Below are 20,299 nucleotides of genomic sequence, written 5' to 3'. Positions count from 1 at the left end.
CGCCCTACGCGGTGAGCGGGCGCACCTCTCCCTGGACGTGCACCTGGTCACCACCGCGCAGCTCGAAACGTTCCCCGTCCGCCGCGTACGTCACCGTCCCCGGCAGCAGCACCGGCGCCCTGAACCGCGCCGTCACCGTGGTGCGCTGGGGCGTGCCGTGCGCGGCCAGGCAGCGGGCCACCGTCCACATGCCGTGCGCGATGGGTCGCTCGAAGCCGAACAGCCGGGCGGTGAGCGGGTGGACGTGGATGGGATTGCGGTCGCCGGAGACGGCGCCGTAGCGGCGGCCGACGTCCCCGGCCAGGTGCCACTCGGCGACCGCGGGCAGCGCCGCCGGGCCGTCCCCGGCCGGCCCGGCCGGGTGCGTGGAGCGGTGCCGGGCCAGATACGTGCTAGTCGACTCCCATACGACATCCCCGCCGGCCCGCACCTCGGTCACCACCGAGGCCTCGGTGCCGCGCCGGTGCGGCGCCAGTCCGCCGATGTGCACGGCGAGTTCGTACTCCCCCGTGGCCGGCATCGGCCCGTACCGGGTGATCTCGATCGACGTGTGGACTAGTCCGAGCAGCGGCAGCGGGAAGCCCCGGTCGCTCATCAGCCGCATGGCCGGCGGAAAGCCCAGGACGTGCGGATAGGTCGGCGGCAGTGTGTCGTCGCCGGTCGGGAAGCCGCACACCCGCTCGTACGCCGCGAGCCGCGCGAGGTCGACGCGCAGGGCGGGCAGGACGAGCCGGTCGCGGGGGAAGTCGGCGTCCGGACGGGGGCGTTTGAAGGGGGACAGCAGGGCGCCGCGGGCCAGAAGCGGCGCGAGCGCGGGGGGCCGGGCGAGGACGACGGACATCACGCCCCCAGCAGGCTCTGGCCGCAGACGCCGACGACCTGCCCATGGACCGCGCCCGACGCCGGGTGAGCGAGCCGGGCCGTGGTCTCGGCGACGCCTGCCGGAAGACCGCCCCGCGCGAGGGCGGCGGAGGACTCGCCGGCCGTGAGATGCAGCAGCGGACCGGACAGGGCCGGCCGCCCTGGCGACCAGCGCCGCGGGGGCGCCGGCTGCGGCAGCCCCGGGCGGTGGGTCGGGCAGCGGCCGGGCGCAGTGCCGGCGAAGCGCGGACAACGGTCGGTCGTCATGGCGGCTCCTTGTTCGGCCCAATGCTTACTCCGGAGTAAGGTTACCTGCGGTAAGGCTACGTCACCGGCGACCTGACGGCACCTCAAACCCGTGTGGCAAGGCCTGCACAGCCCCATCCCCGGACCATTCCCGAACCCGCACAGAGTCCCCACGCGGGCGCCGTACGATCGCCGTCCTGACCGGCGGTAACAGCGAGCCGCTGCCGCGGGTGAACGTCTCGGTCCGCACCGCGCGTACCTATGCAGCACAGCAGTGTGTAGCTGCAGGCCCCAGGAGCTGCCATGCCCATCTCGTACTCGTCCGCGCCCGTGTCCGCCGCCCCCGTCGACCTCGACCACGACGGCCGCCCGGTGCTGGTGGAGCCGGAGACCCGGCGGCTGAACGGGGAGGTCCGGGAGGCCTACGTGCCGCCGCTGGTGCCGCCGGTGACCCATGGCTCGCTCGCCGACCTGCCGTTCGAGAACGCGAGCGAGGCGCCCGGCCACCGGGTGCTCAGCCGCCGGGACGCGGACGGCGGCTGGACGGATGTGACGGCGGCCCAGTTCGCCGACCAGGTGCTCGCCCTGGCGAAGGGACTGATCTCCGAGGGCCTGATGCCGGGCGACCGGATCGCGGTCATGGCGCGCACGACCTACGAGTGGACGCTGCTCGACTTCGCGGCCTGGGCGGCCGGCCTGGTCACGGTCCCCGTCTACCCCACCTCCTCGGTGTTCCAGACCCGCTGGATCCTCCAGGACTCCGGCGCGGTGGCCCTGATCACGGAGACGGTCGGCCAGGCTGCGGCCATCGGCCCGGAACGCCACCGCCTGCCCGACCTGCGCCACGCCTGGGTGATCGAGAAGGGGCACGTGGAGCGGCTGGCCGAGCTGGGCGCGGCGGTCCCCGACCAGGAGGTGGCGGTCCGCCGGGGCGTGCTCGGCCCGGACACCCTTGCCACCCTCGTCTACACCTCGGGCACGACCGGCCGCCCCAAGGGGTGCGCGCTGACCCACGGCAACTTCCTGGCGGAGGTGGACAACTCCACCCGGCTCCTCCACCCGGTCTTCCACGCCAGGACGAGCGAGGAGCCGTCGACGCTGCTGTTCCTGCCGCTGTCGCACGTCTTCGGCCGTATGGTCGCGGTCGCCTGCATCCGCGCACGGGTACGGCTCGGGCACGCGCCCAGTCTGAAGGCGGAGGACCTGCTGGCCGACCTGGCGAGCTTCCGGCCCACCTTCCTGCTGGTCATCCCGTACATGCTGGAGAAGGTCTTCAACAACGCCCGGGCGGCGGCCGAGCGCGGCGGCCGGGGCGCTCTGTTCGAACGCGCGGTCTCGGTGGCCCGCCGCTACGGCGAGGCGCTGGAGGCCCGGCAGCACGGCACCGGCCCCGGACCGAGCCGCGCTCTGAAGGCGGCCCGCGCCTTCTACGACCCGCTCGTCTACCGCCGCATCCGCGGCGCCCTGGGCGGCCGGCTCCGCCACGTCATCAGCGGCGGCTCCCCGCTGGGGACCCGCCTCGCCGCCTTCTACGCGGGCGCCGGCATCGAGATCTTCGAGGGCTACGGCCTGACGGAGTCGACCGGCGCGGCCACCGTCACGCCCCCGCTCAAGCCCCGGCTGGGCACGGTGGGCCGGCCGCTGCCCGGCACCCGGGTGCGGATCGCGGCGGACGGAGAGGTGCTGCTCTCCGGTGGGCAGGTCTTCCGCGGCTACTGGGACCCGCACGCGGGCGGGGTGATCCCGGCGACCTCCGACGGCTGGTTCGCGACGGGCGACATCGGCCGGCTGGACGACGACGGCTACCTCACGATCACGGGCCGGAAGAAGGAGATCCTGATCACCGCGGGCGGCAAGAACGTGGCGCCCGCCCCGCTGGAGAACTGGCTGCGCTCCCACCCCCTGGTCTCGCAGTGCCTGGTCATCGGCGACGGCCGCCCCTATGTCTCCGCCCTCCTCACGCTCGATGTGGACGGCATCACCCACTGGCGCCGGATGAACGGCAAGCACCCCGTCCCGCCGGAGCTGCTGGTCGGGGACGAGGAACTCGACGCGGTCCTGCAGCGCGCGGTGGACGAGGCCAACAAACTCGTCTCCCGCCCCGAGTCGATCCGCCGCTTCGCGGTCCTGCCCGTGGACTTCACCGAGGAGGCCGGGCATCTGACGCCGTCGATGAAGCTGCGCCGCGAGGCGATTATGCGGGACTTCGCCCGGGAGGTGGAGGAGCTGTACGCGCCGTAGGGCCCGTAGGTCACGCGCCCGCCGCCGAAGGCTTCACCCGATCGCGAACGAGCACTAGCCCACATGGCCGCAGGGGCGGCCGTGCTGGCGGCGGTCCGCAGCTCCCCGTGCTTCCATCGGGTCGAGGAGGCGTCGAGGAGGCGGACATGATGGCTGAGGACCCACAGCAAGACACCCACGGCCGAGCGGTTGCGTCTCGGCGGCGCGTGCTGGCCGCGGCAGCCGCCCTTGCGCCGGCGCTGGCCGTCGCGCAGCAGGCTCCAGCCCGCGCCCTGTCCGCCGCGGCGGACCACAGGCACGGTGACGCGGTGGTCCGGCCGGTGCGCACCACCCTGTCCGACTGGACGGACGTGGCCAAGGCGCTGGGCCGGGGCGGTGACATGAAGCGCAACCTGATGTACCACACGGGCCTGCCGCGCCACGACCTGTCGGTGATCTCGAAAGGCGTCCTGATCAAGCCGGAGCTCGCGCTGGGCTCCCATGTGTCCTTCGTCCGTTACGCCGACGGCAGCACGATGACGATGGGCGACCTGGTCGTCACCGAACAGGAACTGCAGCCGTTCCTCGACGTCCTGCACCAACAGGGTCTCGCGGTGACCGCGCTCCACAAGCACCTGCTCTCCCACACGCCCAACGTCTGGTGGGCGCACGTCCACGCCCACGGCCACGACCCGGTGGCCGTCGCCCGCGGTCTGCGTGCGGCGTTCGACCGCACCGGCACCCCGCGCCCGCAGCGTCCCGCCAAGTCGAGCCACACACTGGACACGGCGGCCATCGACGCCGCGCTGGGCGTCAAGGGCTCGTACGACGACGGGATCTACAAGAGCCTCTTCATCCGCCGGGAGACCATCGTCGAGGGCGGCATGGTGCTGCCTCCGGGTCTGGGGTCGACCACCGCGTTCAACTGGCAGCCGCTGGGTGCCGGGCGAGTGGCGATCAGCGGCGACCTGGCGATGGTCGCCGGGGAGGTCCAGGACGTCCTCGCGGCACTGAGACGTGCCCGGATGGAACTCGTCGAGCTGCACAACCACGGCCTGAGGGACGAGCCCCGCCTGTTCTTCACCCACTTCTGGGCCGTCGGGAACGCCGTCACGCTGGCCCGGGGCCTGCGCGCCGCCGTGGACGCCACCAATGTGGCACCGGCCTCGGTCGGCTGAAGAGAGGTCGTACCGCCGCCCCGGTGCGGCCAGGAGCCAACAGAGCACGTGGAAGAGGGAGAACCCCGCGATGACCCAGAGCACCGAACCCACGATGTGCCCGTTTGACTTCAGCGAGGGTCTGGAGTTCGATCCCGCGCTCGCGGAGCTGATGGCCCGCGATTCCATCACCCGTATCCGGCTGCCGTACGGCGACGGCGCCGCCTGGCTGATCACCGACTTCGAGGGCGTACGGCAGGTGACCACCGACCAGCGGTTCAGCCGGGCGGCGATCATGGGGCACGACTATCCGCGCCTGACCCCGGAGCCCATCGTCTCCCCGGAGTCCATCAACGTGATGGACCCGCCGCACAGCAGCCGCCTGCGCCGCCTGGCGTCCCAGGGCTTCGCCCGGGGGCACGTCGAGCGGATGCGGCAGCAGATCGTCCGGCTGGCCGACACCCTGCTGGAGGAGATGGCGGAGCAGGGGCCGCCGGCGGACCTCGTCCAGCACCTGTCCAACCGGCTCCCGCAGCAGACCATCTACGACGTCCTCGGCATCCCCCGTGAGGACTGGGCACGGATGCAGGAGTACGCGCACCAGTTGCTCGAGACCGGGCCGGACAGCCGCGAGACCGCCGCGAACGCCAAGGCCGCGCTGCGCTCCTACTTCCTCGAGCAGGTCGAACAGCGGCGGCGCACCCCCGGGAACGACCTGATCAGCGCGCTGGCCGCGGCCAAGGACGGAGACGACGCCCTCGACGACGAGGAACTGGCGGTCATGGCGCTGACGCTGGTGCTCAGCGGGCAGGACACCGCCACCTGCCAGATCAGCGACATCTGCTACCTGCTGCTGACCCGGCCCGAGCTGATGGAGCACCTGAGGAGCCGGCCGGAGTCCCTGACCGACGTCATCAACGAACTGCTCCGCTACATTCCGTTCCGCAAGGGGGTCGGCATCCCCCGCGTGGCGCTGGAGGATGTGGAGATGGACGGCGTACGGATCCGCAAGGGCGACTTCGTCCATGTGTCGTACCTGACGGCGAACCGCGACCCGAAGCGCTACCCGGATCCGGACGTCATCGACCCGGAGCGGCCGCCCATGCCCCATATGACGTTCGGCTGGGGTGGCCACCGCTGCATCGCCGTACCGCTGGCGATGGCGGAGCTGGAGGTGGCCGTCGGGCGTCTGGTGGAGCGGTTCCCGACGCTGCGGCTCGCCGTGCCGGCGGAGGAGATCCGCTGGGACACCGAAACGATCCGCCGCTTTCCGCTGGAGCTGCCGGTGACCTGGTGAGGCGCGGCCGGGCGGTCAGGCCACCCCGGCCGCCCGCAGCAGGGCCGTCGTGGCCGCCGCGCCCAGCACGACGACCACGAACGGCGCCCGCCGCCACGCCAGACCCACCGCCACCAGGACCCCCGCGGGGCGCGCCCACCCGGCGAAGCCGCCCGCCTCGGTGAGCGCGCCCGTCGCCAGCAGCGCGACCAGCAGCACCACAGCACCCGCCGACAGCACCCGCTGGACCCGCTCGGGCAGTTCGACACGGCCGTGCAGCAGCGGGCCCGCCAGCCGGAAGGCGTACGTCCCCACGGCCAGCGCCAGGATCGCGGCGAGCGTCGCCGTCATGCCCGCCTCCCCACGCCTTGCCGGCCCAGCGCGAGCAGCCCGGCCAGTGCCAGCAGCACCGGCAGCCCGGCCGGCACGAACGGTGTCACGGCGAGGGCCACCAGGCCGCCGGCCAGCGCCGCCCGCCGTACGCCCGCCTCGTCCCGTACGGACGGGAGCACCAGCGCGGCCAGGACGGCGGGAAAGGCGGCGTCCAGCCCGAAGGCGCCGGTGTCGCCGAGTGCGCTCCCGGCGAGGGCTCCGCCGAGCACGCTCAGGTTCCACACCGTGTACATCCCGATCCCGGAGATCCAGAACGCCGCGCGGCGCCGGGCCGGGTCCCGCTGGGCCAGGGTGAAGGCCGCCGTCTCGTCGGTCACCAGATGAGCGCCCAGGAACCGCGTCGCGCGCCCGTGGCCGCCCAGCACGTCCGCCACCGCGAGGCTGAACGCCGCCGTGCGGGTGTTCAGCAGCAGGCCCGTCGCCGCCGCAGCCACGGGGCCGCCCCCGGCGAGCAGGATCCCCACCGCGCTGAACTGGGCGGAGCCCGCGTAGACCACAAGAGACATCACCACCGGTACCCACACCGGCAGCCCGCCAGCGACCGCGATCGCCCCGAACGAGACGCCGACCACCCCGCTGGCGAGGCAGACGAGGGAGATGTCCCGGAGCAGGGCCTGGTCCACGATCGTCGGTAAGGGGAGGACATCGGGTGTTCGGAACAGCGAACGCATGTTTCCTACAATGGACAACAGCCTCTCTGTTCGTCAAGGCGAACGAACGTACCGACGGAGCGAACGCCGATGACCCGCGACACCGCCGCCCCACCGCCCCGGCTCCCGCTGGACTGGATCGCCGCCGCGCTGCGCCGTGAGCGCACGCGTGCCGGGCTCTCGCTCTCCGAGCTGGCCAAGCGCGCCGGCATCGCCAAGTCCACGCTGTCCCAGCTGGAGGCGGCGGGCGGCAATCCCAGCGTGGAGACCCTGTGGGCGCTGGGGGTCGCCCTCGGCGTGCCGTTCAGCGCGCTGGTCGAACCGCCCGCCCCGGCCGTTCAGGTGATCCGCGCGGGGCAGGGGCCGACCGTGCACTCGGAGCAGGCCGGTTACGCGGCGACCCTGCTGTCCGCGAGCCCACCCGGCGCGCGCCGGGATCTGTACCACATCCGGCTGGAACCGGGGGCCGCGCGTGTGTCGGAACCCCATATTCCGGGCAGCGTGGAGCACTTGGTCGTGAGTGAGGGGCGGGTTCTCGCCGGGCCGCGCGGTGAGGAAGTAGAACTGGGCCCCGGGGACTACATCGCGTTCCGCGGTGACGTCGCCCATTCGTACGAGGCGCTGGCACCCGGGAGCGCCTTCGTGCTCGTCATGCAGCACTTGTGAGCGCGCCTGGGCTGTCGTGGGGAAGGCCGGCGCATCCCGGAGAATTCGCGAAGAATTCACCGAAAGGCAGGAGCCCCGCTGCCGAATGGCGCGGGGCTCCTTGGGTACTGCTCTCAGTTCTGGATCAGGGACTCAGCGATCTCAGATCGCGGTGACGTTCTCCGCCTGCGGGCCCTTCGGGCCTTGCGTCACGTCGAAGGAGACCTGCTGGTTCTCCTCGAGGGAACGGAAGCCGTTCGCGTTGATCGCCGAGTAGTGGACGAAGACGTCCGGGCCGCCGCCTTCCTGGGCGATGAAGCCAAAGCCCTTCTCGGCGTTGAACCACTTCACGGTTCCGGTAGCCATAAGCCCTCCTTGGGCCCAAAGGGTTGCCCTGCTCCAGAACTGCAAGTGTGAAAACGGAACCGCCGCACAACTGCATATGTCTGAAAACGACGAGAGCCCGCGGTCACATGCTCCGCAGGCTCTGTACTGCAAGGAAACCAAACTGCAACTTGCTGCGAGCGTAGCACGCGGGCAGGGAAAAGCAATAGAGGTCAAGATCACGTCACCCGTAGGTTTGAATGCTCCGGGAACCCTTGACAGCGGGGGTCGGAGGCGGCGGCGTACGGGGCGGGGGCTAGTCTCGCGATGTGGACAATTCTCGCACCCGGCCGCGCGTCGGCCACATCCAGTTCCTCAACTGCCTGCCCCTGTACTGGGGGCTCGCGAGAACCGGCACCCTCCTCGACTTCGAGCTGACCAAGGACACACCCGAGAAGCTCAGCGAGCGGCTCGTGCGGGGCGACCTCGACATCGGTCCGATCACCCTGGTCGAGTTCCTCAAGAACGCCGACGACCTGGTCGCCTTCCCCGACATCGCGGTCGGCTGCGACGGCCCGGTGATGTCGTGCGTGATCGTCTCCCAGGTCCCGCTGGACCGGCTGGACGGCGCCCGGGTCGCCCTCGGCTCCACCTCGCGGACCTCCGTACGCCTCGCCCAGCTGCTGCTCGCCGAGCGGTACGGGGTGGGTCCGGAGTACTACACCTGCCCGCCCGACCTCAGCCTGATGATGCAGGAGGCCGAGGCGGCCGTGCTGATCGGCGACGCCGCCCTGCGCGCCAACCTCATCGACGGACCGCGCTTCGGCCTCGACGTCCACGACCTCGGCACGCTGTGGAAGGAGTGGACGGGCCTGCCGTTCGTCTTCGCGGTGTGGGCGGCCCGGCGCGAGTACCTGGAGCGGGAACCCGTCATCACCCGCACGGTGCACGAGGCCTTCCTCGCCTCCCGCAACCTGTCCCTGGAGGAGGTCGGCAAGGTCGCGGAGCAGGCGGCGCGCTGGGAGGCCTTCGACGAGGACGTCCTGGAGCGGTACTTCACGACGCTCGACTTCAGCTTCGGGGGCCCGCAGCTGGATGCCGTCGCCGAGTTCGCCCGACGGGTCGGCCCGACGACCGGTTTCCCGGCGGACGTGAGGGTGAAGCTGCTCGAACGGTAGGGGAGTTGCCCGCTCCGTCCCTACGCTGTCCGGGTGGATCTGGACCTCTGGGCGGCCGTCGGTGCCGCGGTGTGGGGTGCGGCGGGCGGCGCGCTGGTGCCCCGGGCCGCGTACCGGCTGTCCGTCGAGCCCGGGCAGCCGTGGCGGGACCGGTGCCCGGACGGGCATCCGATCGGCGGTTGGGTCGGACGGGCGCGGTGTGCGGACGGGCGGGCGTACGGACCCGGGACCGTGCTCGTGGGTGCGGTCACCGCGCTGGTGTGCGCGGTGCTCGCGCTCGCCACCGGCACGCGCCCGGAGCTGGCCGTGTGGCTGCTGCTCGCTCCCGTCGGCGTCCTGCTGACCCTCGTGGACTTCCGGGTGCAGCGCCTGCCCGACGTCCTGACCCTGCCGCTGGCCGGTGCCGCCCCCGCCCTGCTGGGGCTGGCCGCGCTGGCGCCCGAGCACGCGGGACGGTGGCGCACCGCACTGCTCGGCGCGCTCGCGCTGGGCGGCGCCTACTTCCTGCTGTTCCTCCTCAACCCGCACGGCCTCGGCTTCGGAGACGTCAAACTGGCGCCCGGGCTCGGGGCGGTGCTCGGCTGGTACGGCTGGGGAACCGTGGTGCTCGGGACCTTCGCCGGGTTCCTGTTCGGGGGGCTGTACGGGCTCGGGCTCGTCCTCGTCCGGCGCGCCGGACGGCGTACGACGATCCCGTTCGGGCCGTTCCTCATCGCGGGCACGTTCGTCGGGCTGCTCATCGGCGCGTACGCGGCCTGACGTCGGGCCCGTAAAGGCGCTGGCGTAGGCTGGTTCGGTCCGTCCACGACCCTTACGTGTCCGTCCATCCCCGCCGAAAGGGAGCCCGGTGACCGACAAGGCCGACCTCACGTCCATTGATGTCACAGCCGTGCTCGACCGTGCCGCCGACGGTGGGCGGATCACCCCCGAGGAAGCGCTCGTCCTCTACCGTGATGCGCCGCTGCACGCGCTGGGCGCCGCCGCCGACGCCGTGCGCCGCCGCAAGTACGCCGGGACCGAGCACATCGCGACGTACATCATCGAGCGCAACATCAACTACACGAACGTCTGCGTGACGGCGTGCAGGTTCTGCGCCTTCTACGCGGCCCCCAAGGACACCGAGAAGGGCTGGACGCGCGACCTCGACGACATCCTGCGCCGCTGCGCCGAGACCGTCGAACTCGGCGGCACGCAGGTCATGTTCCAGGGCGGCCACCACCCCGACTACGGCGTCGAGTACTACGAGCGGCACTTCCGCGCCATCAAGGAGGCGTTCCCCCAGCTGGTCATCCACAGCCTGGGGGCGTCCGAGGTGGAGCACATGGCCCGTATCTCGGGCGTGTCGGTGGAGGAGGCCATCTCCCGCATCCACGCCGCCGGGCTCGACTCCTTCGCCGGCGCCGGTGCCGAACTGCTGCCCGAGCGGCCGCGCAAGGCGATCGCGCCCCTGAAGGAGAGCGGCGAGCGCTGGCTGGAGATCATGGAGGCCGCGCACCGGCTGGGCGTGGAGTCCACCTCCACCATGCTGATGGGCACGGGCGAGACCAACGCCGAGCGCATCGAGCACCTGCGGATGATCCGGGACGTGCAGGACCGCACGGGCGGCTTCCGGGCCTTCATCCCGTACACCTACCAGCCCGAGAACAACCACCTGAAGGGCCGCACCCAGGCGACCATCTTCGAGTACCTGCGGATGATCGCCGTCGCCCGCCTCTTCCTCGACAACGTCCGGCACATCCAGGGCTCCTGGCTGACCACCGGCAAGGACGTCGGCCAGCTGACCCTGCACTACGGCGCCGACGACCTCGGCTCGATCATGCTCGAGGAGAACGTCGTCTCCTCGGCCGGCGCCAAGCACCGCTCCAACCGGATGGAGATCATCGACCTGATCCGGAAGGCGGGGCGCGTCCCGGCCCAGCGGTCGACGACGTACGAGCACCTCGTGGTCCACGACGACCCGGCCAACGACCCGGTCGACGACCGCGTGATGTCCCACATCTCCTCCACGGCCATCGAGGGCGGCACGGCCCACCCGGAGTTGAAGCTCCTGGCGTCCAACTAGGGCCCGGATGCTGACGCTTCACGTCGCCGACCTGCTGATCCCCGGTGACGCCCGGCCGGCCGTGCCGGGCGGCGCGCTGCTCGTCGACGGCCGGGAGATCGCGGGTGTCGGACCGTACGAGGAGCTGGTGGCGGCGCGTCCCACGGCCCGGATCCGACGCTGGCCCGGACTGCTCACCCCGGGACTGCTGAATCCGTACGGGCCCGAACTGCTGGAGCAGGCCTACCACCCGGACCCCCGTGAGGCCGATGAGCTGGGTACCGAGCCGCTCATGGGCGAAGCCCTCGCGGCGCTCTCCTTGAGCGACGCCCGCTGGGGCGCGAGCGCGCGGCGCGGGGTGCAGCGGATGCTGGCGCACGGGACCGTCGCCGTGGCGGGAGAACTGCGGCCTCCCGCCGTGGTGGACGCCGTGTACCGGGCGGGGATGACGGTCGAGCAGCGGTTCCGGGCTCCCGTGGGGCCGCCGAGCCTCGATCCGCTGGCCGGACGGAGCCTGGCCGAGGCGATCTCGCTGCCGCTGCCGCCCGTCGGCATGGATGCGACGTTCGCCGTCTTCGACGTCCCGGACGAGACCGCGCTCGCCGCGCGCGGAGCCGGGACGTGCGTGGCGACCGTCGTCGCCGGGCGCCTGGTGCACCGGCGCCGATAGCCGAGGCTGCCGCAGTGGCGTCGGACCCTCCTGCCACAATGGGCCCGTGACCCGCGCATCCTTGGACAAGCAGCCGCACGAAGTCGCCTCGATGTTCGACGACGTGGCGGAACGGTACGACCTGACGAACGACGTGCTGTCACTCGGGCAGGCGCGGCTGTGGCGCAAGGAGGTCGCGAAGGCGGTCGACGCGCGGCCCGCGCAGAAGGTGCTGGACCTGGCGGCGGGCACGGCGACCTCGTCGCTCCCCTTCACGCGGGCCGGTGCGTACGTCGTCCCGTGCGACTTCTCGCTCGGGATGCTCCAGGTCGGCAAGAAGCGGCACCCCTGGATGCCCTTCACCGCGGGCGACGCGACGAAGCTGCCGTTCAAGGACGACACCTTCGACGCCGTCACCATCTCCTTCGGGCTGCGCAACGTGCAGGACACGGACGCGGCGCTGTGCGAGCTGTACCGGGTCACCAAGCCCGGCGGGCGGGTCGTGATCTGCGAGTTCTCGCATCCCACGTGGGCGCCGTTCCGCACGGTGTACACCGAGTACCTGATGCGCGCGCTGCCGCCGGTGGCCCGCGCGGTGTCGTCCAACCCCGACGCGTACGTCTACCTCGCCGAGTCCATCCGCGCCTGGCCCGACCAGCCGGCCCTCGCCGAGCGGCTGCGCAAGGCGGGCTGGTCGAAGGTCGCGTGGCGGAACCTCACCGGCGGGATCGTGGCCCTGCACCGGGGCTTCAAGCAGGACTGACCGCGTACGGGTCGCCCGGCTCGTCCAGCTCGCGCTGCATTCCGCCCCTGGGCGGTGGCGGCACGCGTGGTTCGCGCACGCCCGCTCCTCCGCCGCCGCCCTCGCCCTCGCCGAGGTCGAACCAGACGGTGACGACGGCACCGCGCGGCACCTCGGCGCCTGGCTGCGGGTACTGCCGCACGACGTAGTCGACGACGATGTCGTGGAAGTCGGGCCGGTCGGGTGCGGCGAGCAGGACGCCCTGCTGCTTGGCGGCCTCACGCGCGTCCATCGCCATCAGGCCGATCAGCCGCGGCACGCGCACTTCGGATGTTTTGGGTGGTATAGGCACAGATGTCACCCCCAGCGGTACTGGAAGGGTAACCGGCCGGGGGTGCCACCCGGAAGCGCCAGGTGTCTTTCTGTGACAGTCGATCACGCAGAGTCACAGATCGAGTCGGTAGCAGTGGCCCTGCCGCTGCGACGCAGGCGTCGTGAACGTCTCCGCAAGACGCATCCCCAGCCGCTGTGCGACCGCGATGGACCGCGTGTTGCGGGAGTCGACCATGGCGACCACGCTGCTCACGCCCGCCGCACGCACGCGCTCCAGGGTCATCCGGGCGGCCGCCGTCACATACCCCTTGCCCCAGTGCGCCCGCCCGAGCCGCCAGCCGATCTCGATCTCCCCCTTCGGACCCCACTCGCGCGGCCACGGCTGAGCGCCCGTGAAGCCGATGACCTCCCCGGAGTCGTCGAGCAGGCTCCACAGGCAGAAGCCGTACTCGGCGTCGTGCCGGCGCTGGCGGGCGGTGAGCTCCTCGTAGACGGACAGCTCGGCGGCCTTGCCGCCGTGGAACTCCATGACCTCGGGGTCGGCGAACACCCGGTGCCAGGCGAAGGCGTCCTCGTCGGTGGGGACGCGCAGCCGTACGTCGGGGAGAGCTCGGTTCATGGGGGCAGCCCTTCAGCCGGGAGGTCGGTGACGCTGAATAGACTGCCCATGTCCAGTGCCCGTCAGCACGCTGTTTCGGCCGCGGTTTCCGCGTGGCCTTCTCGCTGCCTGCCGCAGGCGCTGGTGTTGCCGTCGTCGAGTCTTGGGGAGAACCCGCCGTGACCGAGCCCCAGCCCCTTACCGAACACACCGCCGATGTGATCGTCGTCGGGGCCGGGCCAGCCGGTTCCACCACCGCGTACTACCTCGCGAAGGCGGGCCTGGACGTCCTGCTGCTGGAGAAGACCGCGTTCCCGCGCGAGAAGGTGTGCGGTGACGGTCTGACGCCGCGCGCCACCAAGCAGCTCGTCGCGATGGGCATCGACATCTCCGAAGAGGCCGGCTGGCTGCGCAACAAGGGTCTGCGCATCATCGGAGGCGGGGTGCGGCTCCAGCTCGACTGGCCGGATCTCGCCTCCTACCCGGACTACGGACTGGTCCGCAAGCGCGACGACTTCGACGAGCAACTGGCCCGGCAGGCGCAGAAGGCGGGCGCGCGGCTGTACGAGCGCTGCAATGTGGGCGCCCCGATCGTCGACGACCGCACCGGCCGTATCACCGGAGTGCACGCCAAGCTGGGCGAGGAGAAGCGCGAGGTCACCTTCCACGCGCCGCTCGTGGTGGCGGCGGACGGCAACTCCTCGCGGCTGTCGCTGGGGATGGGCCTGCACCGCCGCGAGGACCGCCCCATGGGCGTCGCGGTCCGTACGTACTTCACGTCCCCGCGCCACGACGACGACTACCTGGAGTCCTGGCTGGAGCTGTGGGACCGGCGCGGCGGCCAGGAGCGGCTGCTGCCCGGCTACGGCTGGATCTTCGGCATGGGCGACGGGACGAGCAACGTCGGCCTGGGCGTGCTGAACACCTCGGAGTCCTTCAAGGAGCTGGACTGGCGCGAGGTGCTCAAGGCCTGGTGCGCCTCGATGCCCGAGGACTGGGGCTACACCCCCGAGAACATGACCGGCCCGATCCGCGGTGCCGCCCTCCCCATGGCCTTCAACCGCCAGCCGCACTACACCAAGGGCCTGTTGCTCGTCGGCGACGCGGGCGGCCTGGTGAACCCCTTCAACGGCGAGGGCATCGCGTACGCCATGGAGTCCGGCCACATCGCGGCCGACGTCATCGTCCAGGCCATGGCCCGCGCGACCCCCGGCCAGCGCGAACTCGCCCTGCACAACTATCCGAAGATCCTGAAGGACACCTACGGCGGCTACTACACGCTGGGCCGCGCCTTCGTGAAGCTGATCGGCAACCCGAAGGTGATGAAGATCGCGACCCAGCGCGGCCTCACGCACCCCGTGCTCATGAAGTTCACCCTGAAGATGCTCGCCAACCTCACCGACCCGACGGGCGGCGACGCGATGGACCGCATCATCAACGGACTGAGCAAGGTGGCTCCGCGTTCGTGATCGCGAAGCGGCCCCCTTTCCACCTCCCGCCGGGACGTGGAAAGGGGGCCGCGGTCACTCCGTGACGCCGGGCGTGCCGGTCAGTTCTGTGCGGGGCGGCGGCGCTTCACACGGAACAGGACGAAGCCGGCGGCCAGGAGCACTGCGGCGGTGGCAGCAGCGACTCCGATCCGGGTGCCGGTGTCGGCGAGGCCGCCTCCGCCTCCGTTTCCGTCGTCGCTGCGCGGCGGGGTCCCGGCCGGCGGAGTGTGGCTGCCGGGGCTGCTCGGCGCCGGGCTGCCCGGGGTGTGAGTGGGCGTGGGGGTGGGCTTGCCTGTGGGCGTCGGGGTCGGTGTCGGGGAGGGCGGGACGCTGCCGCCGTTGTCGATCTTCGCGGCTCCGTTGCCGCCGAAGTAGCCGGTATAGGTGCTGCGGTAGCCGGTCTCCTCGCGGAGGGACCGCTTGGTGGTCTTGTCCAGGGCCGGGTGCTCGACCGTGAAGCGGGCCCGGCTGATCTTCTGCTCGGGCTGCTTGGAGAAGTCGACGCCGCCCACGCCCTGGTTGTAGACCTTGCCGCCGTAGCGCAGTTCGAACCAGTCGATGCCCTCGCGCAGGGACTTCATGTACTTGTCGTACGTGCCCTGCTTGGTCCAGTCCTGGTTCGGGGCGCGCAGCGGCCACCGGCTCACGTCGTTGCTGTTGATGACCGGCCGGAAGTCGGTGGCCTTCTTCGCGTCCTGCTGGCGGATGAACTCGGCGGCCACGCGGGACTTGTACACGCGGCGCAGGTCGGCGTACGTGGGGGCGGTGTTGACCTGCTTGTCGACCTGCGGCATCACATAGCGGCGCAGCAGGGCCTCGCTGGTGTGCTTCTCCGGGTCGGTCAGGTCGCAGACGCGGGCGCCGGGTGGGTGGTACTTGACGTCCATCCACTCGGTCGACACCTTCAGGGGGGCGTCGAGGATGTAGATCCCGCCGTCCTGCTCGCGGACCTTCGCCGGCTCGGGTTCGATCCACAGCCGCACGGAGGGGAAGCAGGGCAGGCCGTCACGTCGGGGGACGGTGTCCCAGAACGTCTTGGCGTCCGGGTTCTTGTCCGGGTTGATGGCGTGCGCGAAGTCGGTCTTCATCGCGAAGTCGGCGTCCAGCAGGATGCGGCCGGCGTCGGTCTTCGCGAAGGTGGAGTCCATGATCTTGTCGGGCTGGTCCGGGTTGAGGTTGACCCAGAACTTGTCCGGCGTGAGCGCGAGCCAGGTGAACATGGCGTCGGAGGCGAGCTGGAGCTTTGCCTGGCCGCCGTAGCCGTCAGCCAATTGCCCCAGCCGATGTTCGGGTTCTTCGCCGTCGCCTTGAACCGGCCGTAGCGCGCGTAGACGGCCCGCTTCATGTCGTCCGGGTTCTTCGTCCGGGCGTACTCGGCGTCCCACTTGCCGATGTCGTCGTCCGTGTCACCGGCGGCGGCGAGATCCCCGGGACTGGGGGCCGGGAGGTTGTCCCAGCCCTTGAAGGTGTTGTCGTAGACGTACTGTTCGGGCTGGCCGCCCCAGCTTTCCTCGAACTGGCCGCCGCCGACGGGGGCGCCGGAGTTCGCAGGGGTGCGGGAGTACGTCTTGCCGAGGTGGTACTCGTCGCAGCGCTTGCCGCCGATGATCTTCGCGGTGTCGCCCGGCGCGGCGTGCGCGAGGGCGGGCGGAAGCCCGACCAGCATCATTCCGGCCGCAGAGGCGACCGCGAGCGCGGACGCCAGACGTCTGCGCAGCCGGACTCTCAGTGGTGTGCTCAATGCGTGTCCCTGGTGGGGGGCTCATGGGACAAGGCCGGCGGACGGGATAGGGCCCCCGTGACATGTCCCTGCCCGCCGCCCTCACACACTAGAACCCCGGACGGCCCACAGTGCAGCAGTTGCCGATGCTCGGCATGTCAACTCGGCGGCGGCACTTGCCAGTTCGCCGGGCACTGGCGTGTTCGCTACCGTGACCACCCATGACCACTTCCGCGGATCACGGCACGGACCCGACGCGGCACCCGGAGCTTCTCGCGTGGCTGCACGGGCGCCGGCAGGCCTTCGACCAGTGGGCGCAGCAGACCGGCGCCGAGCGGCTCGACTTCAGGCCCGACTCCCTGAACGAACTCGAAGACCTTCTCCGCGAGAGGTTCCAGTCGGATGCGGAGCTCCGTGCCCGGCGGCTCGACCCGTTCGTCCAGGGCGCCGTCTGGTACCTCGGGGAAGTGATCTGCCGCGCCAAGGGCATGGTGTGGAAGTTCGAGCGCGACGTCGACCATGCCGACACGGCTGCGATGCCGCCTCTGTTCGGGCCGGACACGCCGCCGGGTGTTCTCGACACTCCGTGTGTCAGCTTCCCGGAGGACGGCCCCGAGCGGGGCCTGTACCCGCTGAACATCCTGTGCCGCACGCTCATCGCCAAGGACGAGCTGGGTGAGCCGGTCGACGAGCACCTGGTCGACGCCCTGGCGGACGACTACCTCGATGACGAGTTCGATGAGTTCGACGAGTTCGACGAGGGCGACGACGGCGAGGACTAGGGCTTGTTCCTCGGATCAGCAGAAGTCGGGAGAAGACTTTCGAGACGATCGGTGTGTAGGGCGCCTCGGGTCCGCCATGACCATCTCCTGACCGATCTCCGGCCGGATCATGACCAGCCATTCATCGTGCCTTGACCTGTGGTGACGGGCCTTTGACAGCAGGCTCGACGGGCTTGTAGACGTGAGGGGCCTCGGGCTCCCGCGGCTCGCCTGTCGGCCCGGCGGATCGCCCGTCGCATCCTCATCGACCGTAAAGGACAAGAGTGTTCCTTTCCCATCGCGCCGCGGCAGCGGCACGTGTCATAGGCACTGTCGGCGCCGCGGCCGCACTCTCCATCGGTGCCGCTGACACCGCGCTGGCGTGCAGCATCAGCGACTTCTCGGCGGCGGCCGTGTGCGACGCGGGCAAGGGCGTCATCCGCGTCACCGACAAGGACGCCTCCGGCACCCCGGCCACCGTCCGCCTGTACATGCAGCTGAGCATGCCCGGCGGCGAACGGCTCGTCGACACGAAGACGATCGAGCACCCGACCGCGCAGGGCGTCTCCGTCGATCTCATCCCCCTCGACTGGTACGCGGGGGAGACCTTCCGGGTCCACGTCACCGCGGGCGGCAAGGTCGACGACGACATCCAGCCGATGACCGTCGTCGCGGACGAGACCTGCAAGTCCTCCGGCCCGTCCTCCCCGGCGCCCGCCACTCCGTCCGCGCACCCCTCTTCGGCGTCCTCCGCCACCCCGACCACACCGCCGAGCCCGGCGCAGAGCAGCGGCGCGGCCGCCGTACCGGGTGCGAGCAGCGCCCCGTCGCCCGCGGGTGGCGGCAGCGGCCTCGCCGAGACCGGCGCGGACAGCGGCACCACGGTGATCGCCGGCATTGCCGCCGCCCTGGTGGTGTGGCGTCGAATGCTGTGATCAGCCGCTCGGCTGTGACCAGCCGCTCAGCGCCTCGACGTCGGCGGCCCGGCGTGCGAGCACCTCGTCACGCCGGGCCGCCACCTGCCGTAGCGCGCCCTTCCGGTCCCGGTCGGAGATGCGGTCGACGGGCCCGCCCTGGACGAAAACGCCGGGTATCGGTGTGTCCCCTTTGTTGTGAGGATGCTGTGGCGGCGGGAAATCGGGCTTCCGGCCTCCGGAGTCCCTCCGTACCCTCCGGGACTCATGACAACAGAACACGCGCAGCAGCCGCAGGAGAACACCGGCCACACCCGCAGACGGTTCCTCGCGGGCGCCGGGGGAGTGGCGAGCGCGCTCGCCTTACGGCCGAGCGGCAGCGCCCGTGCCGCCACCCGCAAGCACGTCGCCGTGCTCGGCGGCGGTGTCTCGGGCCTCAGCGCCGCCCAGGAACTCGCCGAGCGCGGCTATGCCGTCACCGTCTACGAGTACTACGACGTCCTCGGCGGCAAGGCGCGCTCCATGGACGTGCCCGGTACGGGGAGCGGTGGCCGCAGACCGCTGCCCGGCGAGCACGGTTTCCGTTTCTTCCCCGGTTTCTACCGGAACCTGCCGGACACCATGCGCCGCATCCCCTTCCCCGGCAATGCGAACGGCGTCCACGACAACCTGCGCAGTGGCACCGAGGAGTTGTTCGCCCGCAGTTCCGGCCGCCCCGACCTGCACTTCCCCCTGCGCCGGGTCACCACCCCGCCGGCCCCCGGCGACATCACCCCGTCCTGGCTCCGCGACCAGATCCTGTCCGTGCTGGACCTGGGCACCCACCTCCCCGCCCATGAGGCCGCCTACTTCGCCGACCGCCTCCTGGTCCACCTCACCAGCTGCGACGCCCGCCGCGAGGACCAGTGGGAGAAGACGTCCTGGTGGCAGTTCATCCGGGCCGGGGAGATGAGCGCGGAGTACCAGACCCTCCTCGGCATCGGCCAGACCCGCAACCTCGTCGCCACGCGCGCGGAGGTGGCGTCCACGCGCACGGTCGGCCGCGTCATCATCGAGGCCCTCATCCTGTGGGGCATGCTCGGCCGCGGCCTGGACGGCGACGCCGACATCGACCGCGTCCTCAACGCCCCGACCAGCGAGGCCTGGATCGACCCCTGGGCCGCGCACCTGCGCTCCCTCGGCGTCGAGTTCGTGCTCGGCACCGAGGTCCGTGAGGTGAGTTACACGGGTGGGCGGGTCACCGGGGTGAGGGTCGCCGCGCGCGACGGCGGCGAGGAGCGCACCGTCACCGCCGACCACTACGTCTCCGCGATGCCCGTCGAGCACGCCCGCCGCACCTGGGGGGCCGCCCTGCGCGCCGCCGACCCGCGGCTCGCCCGGTGCGACGCGCTCAGGACGGACTGGATGACCGGGGTGCAGTTCTATCTGCGCACGCCCACGCCCGTCGTCCACGGGCACATCAACTGCCTGGACTCACCCTGGTCGGTGACCGGGGTCGGGCAGGCGCAGTTCTGGGACGTACGGGACTTCTCGCGGGACTACGGCGACGGCCAGGCCCGGGACTGCCTGTCCGCGATCATCTCGGAGTGGGACAAGCCCGGCATCCTGTACGGCAAGACGGCCCGAGAGTGCACCAAGGAGGAGATCGTCGCAGAACTGTGGGCCCAGCTGAAGGACGGACTCAACGACTCCGGGAAGACCACGCTGAGGGACGAGGACCGCCTCGGCTGGTTCATGGACCCGGCGGTGACCGGTCTCGGCGGCCCCGCCCCGCAGAACCGCGAGCCGCTCCTCATCCATCCGACGGGCACGCTGTACAACCGCCCCTCGGCGAGGACCGCCGTACCGAACTTCTTCCTCGCGGGCGACTACGTCCGGACGGATGTGGACCTGGCGACGATGGAGGGCGCCAACGAGTCGGCGCGCAGGGCCGTCAACGCGCTGCTGGACGCGGACGGCGCGGACGGCGCGGACGCCGAGCGGTGCCGTATCTGGGAGCTGTACCGCCCGCCGGAGCTCGAGCCCCTCAAGCGGGTCGACGAGGTGCGCTACCGGCTCGGCCTGCCGAACACGTTCGACGTGGGGTGAGCGGAGTCGGCCG

General features: G+C 71.3%; 21 protein-coding genes. 13 read left to right on the top strand and 8 right to left on the bottom strand.

The annotated features are described in order from the left end of the window. Nucleotides 1–4: 4 nt before the first annotated feature. Both ACFYZE_RS15850 and ACFYZE_RS15845 read right to left on the bottom strand, forming a co-directional pair. Nucleotides 5–841: a MaoC/PaaZ C-terminal domain-containing protein gene (locus ACFYZE_RS15850; protein WP_388993246.1), complete on the bottom strand. Its 837-nt coding sequence runs from the start codon at nt 839–841 to the stop codon at nt 5–7. After that, nucleotides 841–1,128, bottom strand: a complete 288-nt coding sequence (locus ACFYZE_RS15845; protein ID WP_388993492.1) for a hypothetical protein — start codon at nt 1,126–1,128, stop codon at nt 841–843. Before ACFYZE_RS15845 ends, ACFYZE_RS15850 begins: the two co-directional genes overlap by 1 nt. A gap of 282 nt (nt 1,129–1,410) precedes the next feature. On the opposite strand from ACFYZE_RS15845, the gene ACFYZE_RS15840 reads away from it, so the two are divergent. The 3 genes from ACFYZE_RS15840 (at nt 1,411) to ACFYZE_RS15830 (ending at nt 5,781) form a co-directional block, all read left to right on the top strand. After that, nucleotides 1,411–3,348, top strand: coding sequence for an AMP-dependent synthetase/ligase (locus tag ACFYZE_RS15840; RefSeq protein ID WP_388993243.1), 1,938 nt, complete (start codon nt 1,411–1,413; stop codon nt 3,346–3,348). A gap of 146 nt (nt 3,349–3,494) precedes the next feature. Then, nucleotides 3,495–4,505 (top strand): DUF1259 domain-containing protein, encoded by a 1,011-nt coding sequence (locus tag ACFYZE_RS15835; RefSeq protein WP_388993240.1) that lies wholly within the window; start codon nt 3,495–3,497, stop codon nt 4,503–4,505. 70 nt (nt 4,506–4,575) lie between these two features. Further along, a complete protein-coding gene (locus ACFYZE_RS15830) occupies nt 4,576–5,781 on the top strand; it encodes a cytochrome P450 (protein ID WP_388993237.1) in 1,206 nt (401 codons plus the stop codon). Between the two features lie 15 nt (nt 5,782–5,796). Here ACFYZE_RS15830 and ACFYZE_RS15825 read toward each other — a convergent pair whose 3' ends face one another. Further along, nucleotides 5,797–6,111, bottom strand: coding sequence for an AzlD domain-containing protein (locus ACFYZE_RS15825; protein ID WP_388993234.1), 315 nt, complete (start codon nt 6,109–6,111; stop codon nt 5,797–5,799). Next, nucleotides 6,108–6,824 (bottom strand): AzlC family ABC transporter permease, encoded by a 717-nt coding sequence (locus ACFYZE_RS15820; RefSeq protein ID WP_388993231.1) that lies wholly within the window; start codon nt 6,822–6,824, stop codon nt 6,108–6,110. Before ACFYZE_RS15820 ends, ACFYZE_RS15825 begins: the two co-directional genes overlap by 4 nt. A 69-nt stretch (nt 6,825–6,893) precedes the next feature. Here ACFYZE_RS15820 and ACFYZE_RS15815 point away from each other — a divergent pair, with 69 nt between their 5' ends. Continuing rightward, on the top strand, nt 6,894–7,469 hold the full coding sequence (locus tag ACFYZE_RS15815; protein WP_388993228.1) for a helix-turn-helix domain-containing protein: 576 nt from the start codon (nt 6,894–6,896) through the stop codon (nt 7,467–7,469). 141 nt (nt 7,470–7,610) lie between these two features. On the opposite strand, the gene ACFYZE_RS15810 is transcribed toward ACFYZE_RS15815, so the two are convergent. Continuing rightward, nucleotides 7,611–7,814: a cold-shock protein gene (locus ACFYZE_RS15810; protein ID WP_043442843.1), complete on the bottom strand. Its 204-nt coding sequence runs from the start codon at nt 7,812–7,814 to the stop codon at nt 7,611–7,613. 287 nt (nt 7,815–8,101) lie between these two features. Here ACFYZE_RS15810 and ACFYZE_RS15805 point away from each other — a divergent pair, with 287 nt between their 5' ends. From ACFYZE_RS15805 to ACFYZE_RS15785, 5 genes are all read left to right on the top strand, one after another. Continuing rightward, entirely contained in the window at nt 8,102–8,950 is an 849-nt protein-coding gene (locus ACFYZE_RS15805) for a menaquinone biosynthetic enzyme MqnA/MqnD family protein (RefSeq protein WP_388993225.1), read from the top strand. A gap of 33 nt (nt 8,951–8,983) precedes the next feature. Next, nucleotides 8,984–9,709: a prepilin peptidase gene (locus tag ACFYZE_RS15800; protein WP_388993222.1), complete on the top strand. Its 726-nt coding sequence runs from the start codon at nt 8,984–8,986 to the stop codon at nt 9,707–9,709. Between the two features lie 88 nt (nt 9,710–9,797). Then, nucleotides 9,798–11,012, top strand: a complete 1,215-nt coding sequence (gene mqnC / locus ACFYZE_RS15795; protein WP_388993219.1) for a cyclic dehypoxanthinyl futalosine synthase — start codon at nt 9,798–9,800, stop codon at nt 11,010–11,012. A gap of 7 nt (nt 11,013–11,019) precedes the next feature. Continuing rightward, complete coding sequence (locus tag ACFYZE_RS15790) at nt 11,020–11,661, top strand: hypothetical protein (protein ID WP_388993216.1); 642 nt, start codon at nt 11,020–11,022, stop codon at nt 11,659–11,661. Nucleotides 11,662–11,707: 46 nt separating this feature from the next. Next, nucleotides 11,708–12,403, top strand: a complete 696-nt coding sequence (locus tag ACFYZE_RS15785; RefSeq protein ID WP_388993214.1) for a demethylmenaquinone methyltransferase — start codon at nt 11,708–11,710, stop codon at nt 12,401–12,403. Here ACFYZE_RS15785 and ACFYZE_RS15780 read toward each other — a convergent pair. Together ACFYZE_RS15780 and ACFYZE_RS15775 are read right to left on the bottom strand one after the other, a co-directional pair. Beyond that, nucleotides 12,390–12,707, bottom strand: a complete 318-nt coding sequence (locus ACFYZE_RS15780; protein ID WP_388993211.1) for a PASTA domain-containing protein — start codon at nt 12,705–12,707, stop codon at nt 12,390–12,392. The genes ACFYZE_RS15785 and ACFYZE_RS15780 overlap by 14 nt on opposite strands. Nucleotides 12,708–12,827: 120 nt before the next feature. Then, the gene (locus ACFYZE_RS15775) at nt 12,828–13,334 is read right to left on the bottom strand and encodes a GNAT family N-acetyltransferase (protein ID WP_388993208.1); all 507 of its coding nucleotides are present in this window, start codon (nt 13,332–13,334) and stop codon (nt 12,828–12,830) included. A gap of 158 nt (nt 13,335–13,492) precedes the next feature. On the opposite strand from ACFYZE_RS15775, the gene ACFYZE_RS15770 reads away from it, so the two are divergent. Next, nucleotides 13,493–14,782, top strand: a complete 1,290-nt coding sequence (locus tag ACFYZE_RS15770) for a geranylgeranyl reductase family protein (protein ID WP_388993205.1) — start codon at nt 13,493–13,495, stop codon at nt 14,780–14,782. An 80-nt stretch (nt 14,783–14,862) separates the two neighbouring features. On the opposite strand, the gene ACFYZE_RS15765 is transcribed toward ACFYZE_RS15770, so the two are convergent. Beyond that, complete coding sequence (locus ACFYZE_RS15765) at nt 14,863–16,074, bottom strand: hypothetical protein (RefSeq protein WP_388993202.1); 1,212 nt, start codon at nt 16,072–16,074, stop codon at nt 14,863–14,865. 670 nt (nt 16,075–16,744) lie between these two features. On the opposite strand from ACFYZE_RS15765, the gene ACFYZE_RS15760 reads away from it, so the two are divergent. The 3 genes from ACFYZE_RS15760 (at nt 16,745) to ACFYZE_RS15750 (ending at nt 20,286) form a co-directional block, all read left to right on the top strand. Beyond that, on the top strand, nt 16,745–17,305 hold the full coding sequence (locus ACFYZE_RS15760) for a hypothetical protein (RefSeq protein ID WP_388993199.1): 561 nt from the start codon (nt 16,745–16,747) through the stop codon (nt 17,303–17,305). A 263-nt stretch (nt 17,306–17,568) separates the two neighbouring features. Further along, nucleotides 17,569–18,219 (top strand): hypothetical protein, encoded by a 651-nt coding sequence (locus ACFYZE_RS15755; protein ID WP_388993196.1) that lies wholly within the window; start codon nt 17,569–17,571, stop codon nt 18,217–18,219. Between the two features lie 246 nt (nt 18,220–18,465). Then, nucleotides 18,466–20,286, top strand: coding sequence for an FAD-dependent oxidoreductase (locus tag ACFYZE_RS15750; RefSeq protein WP_388993193.1), 1,821 nt, complete (start codon nt 18,466–18,468; stop codon nt 20,284–20,286). Nucleotides 20,287–20,299 lie beyond the last annotated feature (13 nt).

This window comes from Streptomyces sp. NPDC001796 (assembly GCF_042892355.1).
Taxonomy (GTDB): domain Bacteria; phylum Actinomycetota; class Actinomycetes; order Streptomycetales; family Streptomycetaceae; genus Streptomyces.
Note: the sequence above shows the minus strand (reverse complement) of the source record. Positions and strands in the feature narration are given on the sequence as shown.

Bases quoted from the DNA above. Each gene is read 5' to 3' on its own strand.
- ACFYZE_RS15850 (WP_388993246.1), bottom strand. From the start codon at position 841: ATGTCCGTCGTCCTCGCCCGGCCCCCCGCGCTCGCGCCGCTTCTGGCC.
- ACFYZE_RS15845 (WP_388993492.1), bottom strand. From the start codon at position 1,128: ATGACGACCGACCGTTGTCCGCGCTTCGCCGGCACTGCGCCCGGCCGC.
- ACFYZE_RS15840 (WP_388993243.1), top strand. From the start codon at position 1,411: ATGCCCATCTCGTACTCGTCCGCGCCCGTGTCCGCCGCCCCCGTCGAC.
- ACFYZE_RS15835 (WP_388993240.1), top strand. From the start codon at position 3,495: ATGATGGCTGAGGACCCACAGCAAGACACCCACGGCCGAGCGGTTGCG.
- ACFYZE_RS15830 (WP_388993237.1), top strand. From the start codon at position 4,576: ATGACCCAGAGCACCGAACCCACGATGTGCCCGTTTGACTTCAGCGAG.
- ACFYZE_RS15825 (WP_388993234.1), bottom strand. From the start codon at position 6,111: ATGACGGCGACGCTCGCCGCGATCCTGGCGCTGGCCGTGGGGACGTAC.
- ACFYZE_RS15820 (WP_388993231.1), bottom strand. From the start codon at position 6,824: ATGCGTTCGCTGTTCCGAACACCCGATGTCCTCCCCTTACCGACGATC.
- ACFYZE_RS15815 (WP_388993228.1), top strand. From the start codon at position 6,894: ATGACCCGCGACACCGCCGCCCCACCGCCCCGGCTCCCGCTGGACTGG.
- ACFYZE_RS15810 (WP_043442843.1), bottom strand. From the start codon at position 7,814: ATGGCTACCGGAACCGTGAAGTGGTTCAACGCCGAGAAGGGCTTTGGC.
- ACFYZE_RS15790 (WP_388993216.1), top strand. From the start codon at position 11,020: ATGCTGACGCTTCACGTCGCCGACCTGCTGATCCCCGGTGACGCCCGG.
- ACFYZE_RS15775 (WP_388993208.1), bottom strand. From the start codon at position 13,334: ATGAACCGAGCTCTCCCCGACGTACGGCTGCGCGTCCCCACCGACGAG.
- ACFYZE_RS15760 (WP_388993199.1), top strand. From the start codon at position 16,745: ATGACCACTTCCGCGGATCACGGCACGGACCCGACGCGGCACCCGGAG.
- ACFYZE_RS15750 (WP_388993193.1), top strand. From the start codon at position 18,466: ATGACAACAGAACACGCGCAGCAGCCGCAGGAGAACACCGGCCACACC.